The organism is Acidovorax sp. FG27 (assembly GCF_040365715.1).
Taxonomy (GTDB): Bacteria; Pseudomonadota; Gammaproteobacteria; order Burkholderiales; family Burkholderiaceae_C; genus Paracidovorax.
In genome coordinates this window covers 984,134-997,824 of record NZ_BAABVY010000009.1, presented here as the reverse complement: position 1 = coordinate 997,824, position 13,691 = coordinate 984,134, and the positions used below count along the sequence as shown (strand labels likewise).

Below are 13,691 nucleotides of genomic sequence, written 5' to 3'. Positions count from 1 at the left end.
CCTCCGGGGCCGTGCCGCTCAGGCGAACTGGCGGATGTCCACGAAGTGCCCGTGCACCGCGGCCGCGGCGGCCATGGCGGGGCTGACCAGGTGGGTGCGCCCGCCCGCGCCCTGGCGGCCTTCGAAGTTGCGGTTGCTGGTGCTGGCGCAGCGCTCGCCGGGCTCCAGCCGGTCGGCGTTCATCGCCAGGCACATGGAGCAGCCGGGTTCGCGCCACTCGAAGCCCGCGGCCTTGAAGACCTGGTCCAGCCCTTCGCGCTCGGCCTGTTCCTTCACCAGGCCCGAACCCGGCACCACCATGGCCACCTTGATGTTCTTGGCCACTTTCTGGCCCAGCTTCTTCACCACGGCGGCGGCTTCGCGCATGTCCTCGATGCGGCTGTTGGTGCAGCTGCCGATGAACACCTTGTCCACGAAGATGTCGGCCAGCGGCTTGCCGGGCTCCAGCGCCATGTAGGTCAGCGCGCGCTCGATGGCGCCGCGCTTGTTGGCGTCCCTTTCCTTGTCGGGGTCGGGCACGCGGGCGTCCACGCCCAGCACCATCTCGGGCGAGGTGCCCCAGGTGACCTGCGGAACGATGTCGGCGCCGTTCAGGGTGACCACGGTGTCGAACTGCGCGTCGGCATCGGAATGCAGCGTCTTCCAGTAGGCGACGGCCTGGTCCCACTCCAGCCCCTTGGGAGAAAGCGGCCGGCCCTTGACGTAGTCGATGGTCTTGTCGTCCACCGCCACCAGGCCTGCGCGGGCGCCGGCCTCGATGGCCATGTTGCAGACCGTCATGCGGCCTTCCATGCTCAGGGCGCGGATGGCGGGGCCGGCGAACTCGATGGTGTAGCCCGTGCCGCCGGCCGTGCCGATCTTGCCGATGATGGCCAGCACGATGTCCTTGGCCGTCACGCCGGGCGCCACCTGGCCGTCCACGCGGATCAGCATGTTCTTGGCCTTCTTGGCCAGCAGCGTCTGCGTGGCCATCACGTGCTCGACCTCGCTGGTGCCGATGCCGTGCGCCAGCGCCCCGAACGCGCCGTGCGTGCTGGTGTGGCTGTCGCCGCAGACCACGGTCATGCCGGGCAGGGTGGCGCCGTTCTCCGGGCCGATCACGTGGACGATGCCCTGGCGTTTGCTCATGAACGGGAAGAAGGCGGCGGCGCCCACTTCGGCGATGTTCTTGTCCAGCGTGGTGATCTGTTCCTTGCTGATCGGGTCCTCGATGCCGTCGTAGCCGCGCTCCCAGCCGGTGGTGGGCGTGTTGTGGTCGGCCGTCGCCACGATGGAGCTGACGCGCCAGACCTTGCGGCCGGCCTGGCGGATGCCTTCGAATGCCTGCGGGCTGGTCACCTCGTGCACCAGGTGGCGGTCGATGTAGAGGATGGCCGTGCCGTCCTCTTCGGTGTGGACGACGTGCTCGTCCCAGATCTTGTCGTACAGGGTGCGTCCCATGGCGGTCTCTTTTCTTGGCGTGGGGGAAGGGTGGGAAAGGGAAAACGGGGCGGGCTACCGCCCGATCGGTGCGGATTCTAGGAGCGCGTCGGCCGGCGGCGCCGCCAGGGTCGGCAGCGCAGTCAGGTGCTCGGCCAGCAGGCGCGCGGTGACGGGCAGCGTGTCGAAGTCACGCGCCACCAGCTGCAGCTGGCGCTCGGCCCAGGGCTCATCCAGCAGCACGGACTGCAGCCGGCCCACGCCGCGCATCAGCGCGAAGGCGCGGTCGGGCAGCAGGCCCACGCCCAGGCCGTTGTCGATCATGCGGCACATGGCGTCCAGCCCGGTGACCTGGATGCGCTGGCGCAGCGGCCGGGCGGTGTGCGCGGCGGCCTGGCGCATCGCCAGGCTGATGCTGCTGCCGGCGTGCAGGCCGACGATGTCCCAGTCCAGCACGTCCTGGAAGGCCACGGCCTCGCGCCCGGCCAGCGGATGGCCCTCGGGCACCACCACCACCAGCCGGTCGCGGCGGTAGGGCCGCATCTGCAGGGCGTCGGCCGTGCCGGCGGCGGCGCCGGTGTGGCACACGCCCAGGTCGGCCGCGCCCTCCCGCACGGCGTGCAGCACGGCGGGGCTCAGGTGCTCCTGCAGGTCGATCTTGATCTGGCCGTGCAGGCGCGAGAACGCGCCGAGGTCCTCGGGCAGGAACTGCACGATGGCCGAGATGTTGGAATGCATGCGCACATGGCCGCGCACGCCGCCGGCGTATTCGCTCAGCTCGCCCTGCATGCGCTCCAGCCCGAAGAGCACGGTGCGGGCATGGTGCAGCAGGCTCTCGCCGGCCGGCGTGAGCGTGACGCCCCGGCTGTGGCGGTAGAGCAGCGCGGTATCGACGGCGGTTTCGAGGTCTGAGAGGCGCTTGCTGACCGCCGACGCGGCGATGAATTCCCGCTCGGCCGCGCGCCCGATGCTGCCCAGCTCGCACACGGCCACGAAGAGCTGCAGCGAGGTCAGGTCGATACGGCGCGCAAAACTGCGCTCGGAGCTTTTCATCGGGGAATAGGTGTTGCTGCTTCTCTTTTCGAGAAGAGGTGGACATTTTCCTTCGCAGAATCGCATACCGTCATCGTGGTTGGAGATGTCGTCCATCGCGATGGGATGGCTATTGCCCGCCGATAGGCATGGTCGTACGGACCATCCGGCAGCACCTCGTCGCCCGCTGGCGCAGGACTGAAAAAGGCATCTTGCGCTTGTACAACCTACGCATGCAGCTATGAAAACAGTAGCATCGAGGTCATCTTCCCGGTGCAGCAGGGCAAAAAAAACGCTCCGGGCCCGAAGCGCGGAGCGTTTTGCGGAGCGCGGGAGCAGGTCCGCTCAGGTGAACAGGTTCTTCAGCCGGTCGGTCCAGCTCTCGCCGCTCGGCGAATGCTTGCCGCCGCCTTTCTTCAGCGACTCGTCCAGTTCCTTGAGCAGCTTGCGCTGGTGCTCGGTCAGCTTGACCGGCGTTTCCACCGCGATGTGGCAGTACAGGTCGCCTGGATAGCTGGAGCGCACGCCCTTGATGCCCTTGCCGCGCAGGCGGAACTGCTTGCCGGCCTGCGTGCCTTCGGGAATGTCGATGGCCGCCTTGCCCGCCAGCGTGGGCACTTCGATCTCGCCGCCCAGCGCGGCGGTGATGAAGCTCACCGGCACCTGGCAGTGCAGGTCGTCGCCGTCGCGCTCGAAGATGTCGTGCTTCTTGACCCGGATCTCGATGTACAGGTCGCCTGGCGGCCCGCCGTTGGCGCCCGGTTCGCCATTGCCCGTGCTGCGGATGCGCATGCCGTCGTCGATGCCGGCGGGAATCTTCACTTCCAGCGTCTTCTGCTTCTTGACCCGGCCCTGGCCGTGGCAGGTGCCGCAGGGCTCGGGAATGATCTTGCCCGTGCCGCGGCAGTGCGGGCAGGTCTGCTGCACGCTGAAGAAGCCCTGGCGCATCTGCACCGTGCCCGAACCCTGGCAGGTGCCGCAGGTCTTGGCGCTGGTGCCCGGCTTGGCGCCGCTGCCGTGGCAGGTCTCGCACGACTCCCACGAGGGAATGCGGATCTGCGCTTCCTTGCCCTTCGCGGCTTCTTCCAGCGTGACTTCCATCGCATAGCTCAGGTCGTTGCCGCGATAGACCTGCCGGCCACCCGCGCCCCGCGCGCCGCCGCGCTGCTGGCCGAACATGTCGCTAAAGATGTCGCCGAAGGCCTCGGCGAAGCCGCCGAAACCCTCCGCGCCGGCGCCCGGGCCGCGCATGTTCGGGTCCACGCCGGCATGGCCGTACTGGTCGTAGGCCGCGCGCTTTTGCGGGTCGGAGAGCATCTCGTAGGCTTCCTTGGCCTCCTTGAACTTCTCCTCGGCCGGCTTGGCGGCATCACCCTGGTTGCGGTCCGGGTGGTGCTTCATCGCCAGCTTGCGATAAGCCTTCTTGATCTCGTCGTCCGAGGCGTTCTTGGGAACGCCCAGCACTTCGTAATAGTCTCTCTTGGACATGTCTTTTCGAGCCTCGTTGGAACAGGAACGCCGCGCTGGCCCCTGGGGGAGGGCCTGGCGCGGCGGCTAGCGGATCACGCTCGCGCGGAGATCAGCCCTTCTTCACTTCCTTCACTTCGGCGTCCACCACGTTGTCGTCGTGGGGCGCGGAGCCCGCGGACGACGATGCACCGCCGGCCGACGGGCCGCCCGCGCCGGCTTCGGCGCCACCGGCCGCAGCAGCTTGCGCTGCCTGCGATTCGGCGTACATCTTCTCGCCCAGCTTCTGGCTGGCGGTCATCAGCGCGGTCGTCTTCTCGTCGATCGCAGCCTTGTCCTCGCCCTTCAGCACGTCTTCCAGCGCCTTCACGGCTGCCTGGATCTGTTCCTTCTCGCCGGCGTCCAGCTTGTCGCCGTGCTCGGCCAGGCTCTTGGTCACGCTGTGCACGGCGGCCTCGCCCTGGTTGCGGGCCTGCACCAGTTCCAGCTTCTTCTTGTCTTCCGAAGCGTTCAGCTCGGCGTCCTTCACCATCTTCTGGATCTCCTCCTCGGAGATGCCCGAGTTGGCCTTGATGGTGATCTTGTTTTCCTTGCCGGTCGCCTTGTCCTTGGCGCCCACGTGCAGGATGCCGTTGGCGTCGATGTCGAACGACACTTCGATCTGCGGCGTGCCGCGGGCTGCGGGTGGAATGCCCTCGAGGTTGAATTCGCCCAGCAGCTTGTTGGCGCTGGCGATCTCGCGCTCGCCCTGGAACACCTTGATCGTCACGGCCGGCTGGTTGTCGTCGGCGGTCGAGAAGGTCTGCGCGAACTTCGTCGGGATCGTGGTGTTCTTGGTGATCATCTTGGTCATCACGCCGCCCAGGGTCTCGATGCCCAGCGACAGCGGCGTCACGTCCAGCAGCAGCACGTCCTTGCGGTCGCCCGACAGCACCTGGCCCTGGATGGCGGCGCCCACGGCCACGGCTTCATCGGGATTCACGTCCTTGCGGGGTTCCTTGCCGAAGAATTCCTTGACCTTCTCCTGCACCTTGGGCATGCGCGACATGCCGCCCACCAGGATGACGTCGTTGATGTCGGACACGCTGATGCCGGCATCCTTGATGGCCGTGCGGCAAGGGGCGATGGTGCGCTCGATCAGCTCGTCCACCAGGCTTTCCAGCTTGGAGCGGGTCAGCTTGATGTTCAGGTGCTTCGGACCGGAGGCGTCGGCCGTGATGTAGGGCAGGTTGATGTCGGTCTGCGAGGAGTTCGACAGCTCGATCTTGGCCTTCTCGGCGGCTTCCTTCAGGCGCTGCAGGGCCAGCACGTCCTTGGACAGGTCCACGCCTTGTTCCTTTTTGAACTCGGCGATGATGTAGTCGATGATGCGCTGGTCGAAGTCTTCGCCGCCCAGGAAGGTGTCGCCGTTGGTGGACAGCACTTCGAACTGCTTCTCGCCATCGACGTCGGCGATCTCGATGATCGACACGTCGAACGTGCCGCCGCCCAGGTCATACACGGCGATCTTGCGATCGGCCTTGTCCTGCTTGTCCAGGCCGAAGGCCAGGGCCGCGGCGGTGGGCTCGTTGATGATGCGCTTGACGTCCAGGCCGGCGATGCGGCCGGCGTCCTTGGTGGCCTGGCGCTGCGCGTCGTTGAAATACGCTGGCACGGTGATCACGGCCTCGGTCACGGGCTCGCCCAGGTAGTCCTCGGCGGTCTTCTTCATCTTGCGCAGCACTTCGGCGCTGATCTGCGGCGGGGCCAGCTTCTGGCCGCGCACTTCGACCCAGGCGTCGCCGTTGTCGGCGCGGGCGATGGCGTAGGGCATCAGGTCGATGTCCTTCTGCACTTCCTTTTCCTCGAACTTGCGGCCGATCAGGCGCTTGGCGGCGTAGATCGTGTTCTTGGGGTTGGTGACTGCCTGGCGCTTGGCCGAGGCGCCGACGAGGATCTCGCCGTCTTCCTGGTAGGCGATGATGGACGGGGTGGTGCGGGCACCTTCGCTGTTCTCGATCACGCGGGTCGTGTTGCCCTCCATGATGGCAACGCAGCTATTGGTGGTGCCCAGGTCGATGCCGATGATTTTTCCCATGTTGTTCTCCGCTTGTCTGACAAAAAATGTGGATGACCGTAACTTGTGGATAACTCGTCCGGCTTCAAGCCGGCGCATCCGAAAAATTTGAAGGCCGTTCGGGCCGGGCGGCGCGTTACTTCGGCGCCGTCACTGTCACCAGCGCGGGCCGCAGCACGCGGTCGGCGATCACATAGCCCTTTTGCAGCACGGTGACGACGGTGTTGGCTTCCTGCTCGGCCGGCACCACGCTGATCGCCTGGTGCTGGTGCGGGTCGAACTTCTCGCCGGCGGCGGGGTTGATCGCCAGCACCTTGTTGCGCTCCAGCGCGGCGGTCAGCTGGCGCAGCGTGGCGTCGGAGCCTTCGCGCAGCTGCTCGGGCGTGGCGTCCTTGATCGCCAGCGCGGCGGCCAGGCTGTCGGCCACCGGCAGCAGGCTTTCGGCAAAACTTTCGATGCCGAACTTGCGGGCTTTCGACACTTCGTCCTCGGCCCGGCGGCGGGCGTTCTCGGCCTCGGCCTTGGCGCGCAGGAACTGGTCGGCCAGGTCGGCGCTCTTGGCCTTGAGTTCGGCCAGCTCGTTCTGCAGCCGGCTCAGCTCGTCGGACGTGTGGGCCGCCATCGCGGCTTCGACTTCTTCGGGGGCGGGCTGCTGGCCCGCAGGGGCGTTGGCTGGATTGTGGTCGGACATGTCGGTGTGTTGGAAAATGAACGGTACGCGCCGGAGGTCGGTGCGACCCGGCGGATTTCAAGCGAAAAGCCGCGAACACCCGTTCGCACGAGGCGCCCGGTGCCGTCGGCCTGGCCCGTCGCGGCCCTGCAACGGGGCTGTCAGTGTACAAGCCGGAATGTCACGCGCTATAATCGCCGGCTTTGCCTTGCCACACTGCTTCAAAAGACGCAGCAGGTGGTGTCATCCAGAAGGAGTTTGCATGCGTCATTACGAAATCATTTTGTTGATCCACCCGGATCAAAGCGAACAGGTTCCAGCCATGCTGGAGCGCTACAAGGGCATGATCACCGCCGGCGGCGGCAAGGTGCACCGCGTGGAAGACTGGGGCCGCCGCCAACTGGCGTACCTCATCAACAAGCTGGCCAAGGCCCACTACCTGTGCGTGAACATCGAAGCCGACCAGGCCGTGATGGCTGAACTGGAGCATGCCTTCAAGTTCAACGACGCCGTGCTGCGCCACCTGACGGTTCAGAAGAAGAAGGCCGACACCGGCCCATCTTCGATGATGAAGACCGTCGAGCGCGAAGAAGCCCGCAAGGCCAGCCAGGCCGAATTCGCCGCGACCGAGCGCGAACAGCGCTGATCGACGGCCTTTGAGCCGGGAGGAGTGGAAAACCAAGTGGCCCTGACGGCCTGTATCGGCGAGGCGAAGCCCTTGCGTTACACGCCCGCCGGACTGCCCGCGCTGGACTTGCGGCTCGAACACGAGTCGCAGCAGCAGGAAGCAGGTACCCGGCGTGAAGTCCGGGCGGCCGTGAAAGCAGTGGCCTTCGGCGCGCTCGCGGAGCGGCTGGCCAGGCAGGCACTGGGAAGCCGCTGGAAGTTCCAGGGTTTCCTGGCCTCGCCGCGCAACGGCAAGGGGCTGGTTTTCCACATCCAGGATATTCAACAAGATTAATTTTCAAGGGGTCCGAAAATGGCCACGTTCAAGAAGTTCAACAAAGACAAGCGCCCCAAGCGCAACACCCAGTCCCTGCTGTTCAAGCGCAAGCGCTTCTGCCGCTTCACGGTCGCTGGCGTGGAAGAGATCGACTACAAGGATGTCGACACCCTGCGTGACTTCATCGCCGAAAACGGCAAGATCATCCCCGCGCGCCTGACCGGCACGCGCGCCATCTACCAGCGTCAGCTGAACACCGCCATCAAGCGCGCCCGCTTCCTGGCCCTGGTGCCTTACAGCGACCAGCACAAGATCTAAGGAGCCCGACCATGCAAATCATCCTGCTCGACAAGGTCGTGAACCTCGGCAACCTGGGCGAAATCGTCAAGGTCAAGGACGGCTACGCCCGCAACTTCCTGATCCCTTCGGGCCGCGCCCGTCGTGCCACGGAAGCCAACAAGGCTGAGTTCGAAGCCAAGCGCGCCGAACTGGAAAAGGCTGCTGCCGCCAAGCTGGCAGAAGCCGAAGTCCAAGGCGAAAAGCTCGGCGGCACGACCGTCAAGCTGACGCAGAAGGCCGGCGTGGACGGCCGCCTGTTCGGCTCCGTCACCAACCACGACATCGCCGAAGAGCTGAACAAGCAAGGCTACCAGGTCGTGAAGTCGCAAGTGCGCCTGCCCAACGGCCCGATCAAGGTCGTTGGCGACAGCACCGTGAGCGTGGCCCTGCACACCGACGTGGTGGTGGAAGTCACCGTGTCGGTCTACGGCGAAACCGCTTAAGTCAGCGAGCCCGCCGGCCACAACAACGAAGCCGCCCTCCGGGCGGCTTTTGTGCTTTATGGCCCCCTGCGCCATGCACAGCGCATCCACTGCGCGTCCCCTGCCTGTCAACGGTTTGTCCACAGGTCTGTCCCCAGCCCCGGTCCCGTGGGGCCGGTTCTCTCGCCCCGCTGAAGGAGTCCGCCGATGTCCGCCGTCATGCCCCCTCTCGACGACGAATTCATGCCCTCGTCGCTGCCCCAGTCCTCCGCCGATCGCGAAGTGGCGCAGTTGCGCGTGCCGCCGCACTCGGTCGAGGCCGAATCCAGCGTGCTGGGCGGGCTACTGCTGGACAACATGGCCTGGGACCGGGTCGGCGACCTGCTGGTCGACAGCGACTTCTACCGGCACGAACACCAGCAGATCTATGCCGCCATCGGCAAGCTGGTCAACGCCAGCAAGCCGGCCGACGTGATCACGGTGTTCGAGGAACTGCAGAGCCTGGGCAAGGCCGAGGAGGTGGGCGGCCTGGCCTACCTCAACAACCTGGCGCAGTACGTGCCGAGCGCCAGCAACATCCGGCGCTATGCGGAGATCGTGCGCGAGCGCTCGGTGCTGCGCAAGCTGGTCACGGCCAGCGACGAGATCTCCACCAATGCCTTCAACCCGATGGGCAAGACGGTGGAGCGCATCCTGGACGAGGCCGAGCAGAAGATCTTCGCCATCGGCGAGGAAGGCTCGCGCATGAAGCAGGGCTTCCAGTCGCTCGACACGCTGGTGATCGACCTGCTGGACCGCGTGCAGGAGATGGCTGACAACCCCATGGACGTGACCGGCGTGCCCACGGGTTTCGCCGATCTGGACCGCATGACGTCCGGCCTGCAGGCGGGCGACATGGTGGTGCTGGCGGCACGGCCTTCCATGGGCAAGACCTCGTTCGCGGTGAACATCGCCGAGCACGTGGCGCTGAACGAAGGCCTGCCGGTCGCCATCTTCTCGATGGAAATGGGCGCCGCCCAGCTGGCGGTGCGTATCGTTGGCTCCATCGGCCGCGTCAACCAGGGCAACCTGCGCACTGGCAAGCTGAGCGACGAAGAGTGGCCGCGCCTGACCGAAGCCATCGAGCGCCTGCGCACCGTCTCGCTGCACATCGACGAAACGCCGGGCCTTACGCCCAGCGAACTGCGCGCCAACGCCCGTCGGCTGGCGCGCCAGTGCGGCAAGCTCGGGCTGATCGTGGTCGACTACCTGCAGCTGATGAGCGGCTCGGGCGCCAGCGGCGGCGACAACCGGGCCACCGAGCTGGGCGAGATCTCGCGGGGCCTGAAGATGCTGGCCAAGGAACTGCAGTGCCCGGTGATCGCGCTGTCGCAGCTCAACCGCTCGGTCGAGCAGCGCACCGACAAGCGGCCCATGATGTCCGACCTGCGCGAGTCGGGCGCCATCGAGCAGGACGCGGACATCATCATGTTCATCTACCGCGACGACTACTACAACAAGGACAGCAAGGAGCCGAACATCGCCGAGATCATCATCGGCAAGCAGCGCAACGGCCCGACCGGCACGGTCAAGGTGTTCTTCCAGAAGAACCAGACGCGCTTCGAGAACCTGGCCATGGGCTACGGCGGCGACGACTTCTGATACGGATTCGCCTTCAACCGTCTAACGCAAGTTGGTTCGCCTCGCCGTGCTACAGCACTGTCTTCGGCTTCCCGCCTAGTTATCCGATTGAAGGCAAACCCGTATGACGTTGTTCTCAATGAAAATAGCACCTGGCGATTGGTACACAAGCGCCAGGTGCTATTGTTTTGATAGCTGCCTCTTTTCGGGCCTGTCTGGTGTGACCGCTTGGCGTATTACTGATTGAACGCCCAGACCAGCAGCCCCAGCGTGGCCGCGCCCAGCGCGCCCACGGCCCACAGCAGGCGCTGCTGGCGCACCCGCAGGGCGTCCACCGCGCGCACCAGCACCGCGTTCTGCTCGGCCAGCGATTCGATCAGCGTCGCCGAGGCGCGCTGCTCGTCCTGCAACTGCAGCAGGGCTTCGCGCATGACCGCCAGCTGATCGCCGGTGCTCACGCCCAACGCCGCCGTGGCGCCGGCAGTGCCGGGGGTGGGCGAGGGGCCTGCGGGCGCGCGCTGGGCCGAGCCCATCAGGCGGCGCGCCGCCTGCAGGATCTGCGGCGTGGCCTCGATCACCTCGTTCCACGGCACCAGCTTCAGCGCCGTCATCCATCCCACCGCCATGCTCAGAGCACCTCGCTGGCAAAGTCGGCCAGGCGCGAGCGCTCGCCGCGTGCCAGCGTGATGTGCCCGCTGTGCGGCCAGCCCTTGAAGCGGTCCACCGCGTAGGTCAGGCCGGAGGAGCCTTCGGTCAGGTAGGGCGTGTCGATCTGCGCCAGGTTGCCCATGCAGATGATCTTGGTGCCCGGGCCGGCCCGCGTGATCAGCGTCTTCATCTGCTTGGGCGTCAGGTTCTGCGCCTCGTCGATGATGACGTACTTGTTCAGGAAGGTGCGGCCGCGCATGAAGTTCATGCTCTTGATCTTGATGCGGCTTCGGATCAGCTCGTTGGTGGCGGCGCGGCCCCACTCGCCGGCGTTGCCGCCATCGCCCTTGGCCAGGAACTCGAGGTTGTCGTCCAGCGCGCCCATCCAGGGGCCCATCTTCTCTTCCTCGGTGCCGGGCAGGAAGCCGATGTCCTCGCCCACGCTCACGGTGGCGCGGGTCATGATGATCTCGGTGTAGCGGCGGTCGTCCAGCACCTGGGTGAGCCCGGCGGCCAGCGCCATCAGCGTCTTGCCGGTGCCGGCCGTGCCGGCCAGCGTGACGAAGTCCACCTCCGGGTCCATCAGCAGGTTCATGGCGAAGTTCTGCTCGCGGTTGCGCGTGTTCACGCCCCAGACCGTGTTCTTGGCCGAGCCGTAGTCCTTGAGCGTCTGCAGCACGGCGGTCTTGTCGCGGATCTCGGTGACGCGCGCGAACAGGCTGGGCTCGCCCGGCGCCTCGAAGTACACGAACTGGTTGATCATCAGCTGCGGCACGACCGGGCCGCCCACGCGGTAGTAGGTGTGCGCGCCATGCTGCCAGCTCTCCACGTTCTTGCCGGTCCTGGTCCAGAAATCGGCGGGCAGGGCCATCACGCCGGAATAGAGCAGGTCGCCGTCCTCCAGCGTCTTGTCGTTCTGGTAGTCCTCGGCATTGAGGCCCAGCGCGCGCGCCTTCACGCGCATGTTGATGTCCTTGGACACCAGCACCACTTCGCGCGGCGCGTAGCGCTGGCTCAGCGCCTCGACCACGCCCAGGATCTGGTTGTCCGCCTTGCCCTGCGGCAGGCTGGTGGGCAGCTGGTAGTCGAGCGGCTCGGTCTGAAAGTGCAGGCAGCCGCCCGCGGCGCGCTGGCCGGTCGAATCGAGGTCGATGCCGCGGCCGATGTCCGCGCCCTTCACGCCCACCAAGGCGTCCAGCGTGCGGCTGGCCTGCCGGCCGTTGCGGGCGACCTCGGTCATGCCCTTCTTGTGGCCGTCGAGTTCCTCCAGCACGATCATTGGCAGGAAGATGTCGTGCTCCTCGAAGCGGAACAGGCAGGTCGGGTCGTGCAGCAGCACGTTGGTGTCCAGCACGAACATTTTCTTCGGGCCGGTGCTGCGCTGCTTGCGCGGGCGTTCGGCGGGCTTGGCGGCCACCGTCGCGGGGGCTGCGGCCGGCTGGGCCGCTGGCGCGGCGACCACGGCAGGCGCGGGCGCTGCGGCAGGGCTGCGCGGCTTGCGCGAGCGGCTGGGCTCCGTGGGGGCCGCAGCGGGTGCAGCCTGTGGGTAGGGCGCCGGCGCTGCCGAGCGGCGAGCCGTTGCGGCCGAAGACTCGGCGGTCACGCTGGCAGCCCGGCTGGCGCTGGTCGCCTTGCTGGTGCGGGCGGCGGTCTTGCGGCCCCGCGACGGGGCTGCGGCGTCGATGTCACGTTCCGGGGTCTCAGCATCCGCCGATGGGGAAGTCTGCAGGTACGCATCCGAGGAGAGCAGCGCGGCGCGCTTGGCGGGGGCGGGGGGCAGGGGCATGGGACAGGGGCCTCGTTGAGAAGGTAGGAAAAGCGCGCGTCAGAAAGCAAAAAGCCGCCTGGAGGCCAAGGCGGCTTGTGCGGGGGAGGGAGTCGTTGCGTCGCTCAGAAGCATCGACCCATTATGCCTACTCCCGGAGACGGTCCGCGGCAACTGGCCGCAGCCGGTCAGGCGGCTTTCTTCAGCGTCTTGATGGACTTCACGGCCTTGAGCACGTCGTCCACGTGGCCGGGCACCTTCAGGCCGCGCCACTCTTCCACCAGGATGCCATCGGGGCCGACGAGGAAGGTGCTGCGCTCGATGCCCTTGACCTTCTTGCCGTACATGATCTTGTTCTTGACCACGCCGAACATGTGGCACATCTTTTCTTCGGTGTCGGCGATGAGCTCGAAGGGCAGCTCGAGCTTTTCCTTGAAGTCGTCGTGCGACTTCATGTTGTCGCGTGACACGCCGAAGACGGCGGCGCCGGCCTTCACGAAATCCTTGTACTTGTCGCGGAACTGCATGGCCTCGGTGGTGCAGCCAGGCGTGTTGTCCTTCGGGTAGAAGTACAGCACCATGACCTGCCCCAGATGGGAGGTGTTGGAGACCTTGATCCCGCCGGTCGCGTTGGCTTCAAATTCAGGGAGGGGTTTGTTGACAACGATCGCCATGGCACTTAGTCTCTCTAGAAAGAAAGTCGCTGGAAAGCCGGGGGAGCGGGTGTGTTATTGCTCTTGTAAGTGCCCCCGACCGCAACCCGGTATTTTACCCTGAAACGCACTCTTTCGCGATTCGCAGTCTGTAACCGGCTGACACGATTCGCCCTGCGTCAGGCGCTGGCCGAGCCCGCCTGCGGCGCGGTTTCCAGCAGCAGCGCCGCCGCCACGTTGCGGCCTTCTCCCGCCAGGATGTTGTAGGTGCGGCAGGCCGCCTGCGTGTCCATCGTTTCAAGGCCCATGCGGCGCGCCATCAGCGGCTGCAGCCACGCGGGCGGCGGGAAACGGTTGCGCCCGCCGCTGCCGAAGATCACCAGCTCGCAATCGAGTTCGGCCAGTTGCGCGAAGTGGGCCGGCGTCAGGTCTTCGTAGCGCGCGCAGTTCCAGTCGATGCGCACCCCGCCCGAGGTCAGCACCACGCTGTGCGTGATGCGGTCGGCGTCCACGCCGATCCAGCCGGGGCCGTAGCCGCTGATGGTCTGGGAGCTGGATCGGTCGGGTTGGAACTTCATGGATGGGTGCGTCCGGTGTGGCACGGCCCCGCGGGAGGGCCCTGGATGGGAGGGGCGCCGGCCCCGGCTCCGCCTGGGA

The 13,691-nt window shown here is 66.4% G+C and carries 14 protein-coding genes; 5 read left to right on the top strand and 9 right to left on the bottom strand.

Annotated elements, in window-relative coordinates:
- Positions 1–18 precede the first annotated feature (18 nt).
- The 5 genes from leuC to grpE all read right to left on the bottom strand — a co-directional run bounded on the left by leuC (position 19) and on the right by grpE (position 6,665).
- Complete coding sequence (gene leuC / locus ABWV53_RS11480; RefSeq protein WP_353365928.1) at positions 19–1,440, bottom strand: 3-isopropylmalate dehydratase large subunit; 1,422 nt, start codon at positions 1,438–1,440, stop codon at positions 19–21.
- A gap of 54 nt (positions 1,441–1,494) precedes the next feature.
- Positions 1,495–2,472 (bottom strand): LysR family transcriptional regulator, encoded by a 978-nt coding sequence (locus ABWV53_RS11475; protein ID WP_353365926.1) that lies wholly within the window; start codon positions 2,470–2,472, stop codon positions 1,495–1,497.
- A gap of 324 nt (positions 2,473–2,796) precedes the next feature.
- Positions 2,797–3,939, bottom strand: coding sequence for a molecular chaperone DnaJ (gene dnaJ / locus ABWV53_RS11470; RefSeq protein ID WP_353365924.1), 1,143 nt, complete (start codon positions 3,937–3,939; stop codon positions 2,797–2,799).
- 91 nt (positions 3,940–4,030) lie between these two features.
- Positions 4,031–5,995 (bottom strand): molecular chaperone DnaK, encoded by a 1,965-nt coding sequence (gene dnaK, locus ABWV53_RS11465; RefSeq protein ID WP_353365922.1) that lies wholly within the window; start codon positions 5,993–5,995, stop codon positions 4,031–4,033.
- A 115-nt stretch (positions 5,996–6,110) separates the two neighbouring features.
- Positions 6,111–6,665, bottom strand: coding sequence for a nucleotide exchange factor GrpE (grpE, locus tag ABWV53_RS11460; protein WP_056668400.1), 555 nt, complete (start codon positions 6,663–6,665; stop codon positions 6,111–6,113).
- Between the two features lie 241 nt (positions 6,666–6,906).
- On the opposite strand from grpE, the gene rpsF reads away from it, so the two are divergent.
- From rpsF to dnaB, 5 genes are all read left to right on the top strand, one after another.
- Positions 6,907–7,290, top strand: a complete 384-nt coding sequence (gene rpsF, locus ABWV53_RS11455) for a 30S ribosomal protein S6 (protein ID WP_056668397.1) — start codon at positions 6,907–6,909, stop codon at positions 7,288–7,290.
- Between the two features lie 24 nt (positions 7,291–7,314).
- Complete coding sequence (gene priB, locus ABWV53_RS11450; RefSeq protein WP_353365920.1) at positions 7,315–7,605, top strand: primosomal replication protein N; 291 nt, start codon at positions 7,315–7,317, stop codon at positions 7,603–7,605.
- An 18-nt stretch (positions 7,606–7,623) separates the two neighbouring features.
- On the top strand, positions 7,624–7,905 hold the full coding sequence (gene rpsR / locus ABWV53_RS11445; protein ID WP_011794373.1) for a 30S ribosomal protein S18: 282 nt from the start codon (positions 7,624–7,626) through the stop codon (positions 7,903–7,905).
- 11 nt (positions 7,906–7,916) lie between these two features.
- Positions 7,917–8,369, top strand: coding sequence for a 50S ribosomal protein L9 (gene rplI / locus ABWV53_RS11440; RefSeq protein WP_353365917.1), 453 nt, complete (start codon positions 7,917–7,919; stop codon positions 8,367–8,369).
- A gap of 186 nt (positions 8,370–8,555) precedes the next feature.
- Positions 8,556–9,989: a replicative DNA helicase gene (gene dnaB, locus ABWV53_RS11435; protein WP_353365915.1), complete on the top strand. Its 1,434-nt coding sequence runs from the start codon at positions 8,556–8,558 to the stop codon at positions 9,987–9,989.
- A gap of 215 nt (positions 9,990–10,204) precedes the next feature.
- On the opposite strand, the gene ABWV53_RS11430 is transcribed toward dnaB, so the two are convergent.
- The 4 genes from ABWV53_RS11430 to ABWV53_RS11415 all read right to left on the bottom strand — a co-directional run bounded on the left by ABWV53_RS11430 (position 10,205) and on the right by ABWV53_RS11415 (position 13,612).
- Positions 10,205–10,594 (bottom strand): hypothetical protein, encoded by a 390-nt coding sequence (locus ABWV53_RS11430; protein ID WP_353365913.1) that lies wholly within the window; start codon positions 10,592–10,594, stop codon positions 10,205–10,207.
- Positions 10,595–10,596: 2 nt separating this feature from the next.
- A complete protein-coding gene (locus ABWV53_RS11425; RefSeq protein ID WP_353365911.1) occupies positions 10,597–12,402 on the bottom strand; it encodes a PhoH family protein in 1,806 nt (601 codons plus the stop codon).
- 167 nt (positions 12,403–12,569) lie between these two features.
- Positions 12,570–13,055 (bottom strand): peroxiredoxin, encoded by a 486-nt coding sequence (locus tag ABWV53_RS11420; RefSeq protein ID WP_056668379.1) that lies wholly within the window; start codon positions 13,053–13,055, stop codon positions 12,570–12,572.
- 158 nt (positions 13,056–13,213) lie between these two features.
- The gene (locus tag ABWV53_RS11415) at positions 13,214–13,612 is read right to left on the bottom strand and encodes an Mth938-like domain-containing protein (RefSeq protein ID WP_353365908.1); all 399 of its coding nucleotides are present in this window, start codon (positions 13,610–13,612) and stop codon (positions 13,214–13,216) included.
- Between the last annotated feature and the right edge of the window lie 79 nt (positions 13,613–13,691).

Bases quoted from the DNA above. Each gene is read 5' to 3' on its own strand.
- leuC (WP_353365928.1), bottom strand. From the start codon at position 1,440: ATGGGACGCACCCTGTACGACAAGATCTGGGACGAGCACGTCGTCCAC.
- ABWV53_RS11475 (WP_353365926.1), bottom strand. From the start codon at position 2,472: ATGAAAAGCTCCGAGCGCAGTTTTGCGCGCCGTATCGACCTGACCTCG.
- dnaJ (WP_353365924.1), bottom strand. From the start codon at position 3,939: ATGTCCAAGAGAGACTATTACGAAGTGCTGGGCGTTCCCAAGAACGCC.
- dnaK (WP_353365922.1), bottom strand. From the start codon at position 5,995: ATGGGAAAAATCATCGGCATCGACCTGGGCACCACCAATAGCTGCGTT.
- grpE (WP_056668400.1), bottom strand. From the start codon at position 6,665: ATGTCCGACCACAATCCAGCCAACGCCCCTGCGGGCCAGCAGCCCGCC.
- rpsF (WP_056668397.1), top strand. From the start codon at position 6,907: ATGCGTCATTACGAAATCATTTTGTTGATCCACCCGGATCAAAGCGAA.
- rpsR (WP_011794373.1), top strand. From the start codon at position 7,624: ATGGCCACGTTCAAGAAGTTCAACAAAGACAAGCGCCCCAAGCGCAAC.
- rplI (WP_353365917.1), top strand. From the start codon at position 7,917: ATGCAAATCATCCTGCTCGACAAGGTCGTGAACCTCGGCAACCTGGGC.
- dnaB (WP_353365915.1), top strand. From the start codon at position 8,556: ATGTCCGCCGTCATGCCCCCTCTCGACGACGAATTCATGCCCTCGTCG.
- ABWV53_RS11430 (WP_353365913.1), bottom strand. From the start codon at position 10,594: ATGGCGGTGGGATGGATGACGGCGCTGAAGCTGGTGCCGTGGAACGAG.
- ABWV53_RS11425 (WP_353365911.1), bottom strand. From the start codon at position 12,402: ATGCCCCTGCCCCCCGCCCCCGCCAAGCGCGCCGCGCTGCTCTCCTCG.
- ABWV53_RS11420 (WP_056668379.1), bottom strand. From the start codon at position 13,055: ATGGCGATCGTTGTCAACAAACCCCTCCCTGAATTTGAAGCCAACGCG.
- ABWV53_RS11415 (WP_353365908.1), bottom strand. From the start codon at position 13,612: ATGAAGTTCCAACCCGACCGATCCAGCTCCCAGACCATCAGCGGCTAC.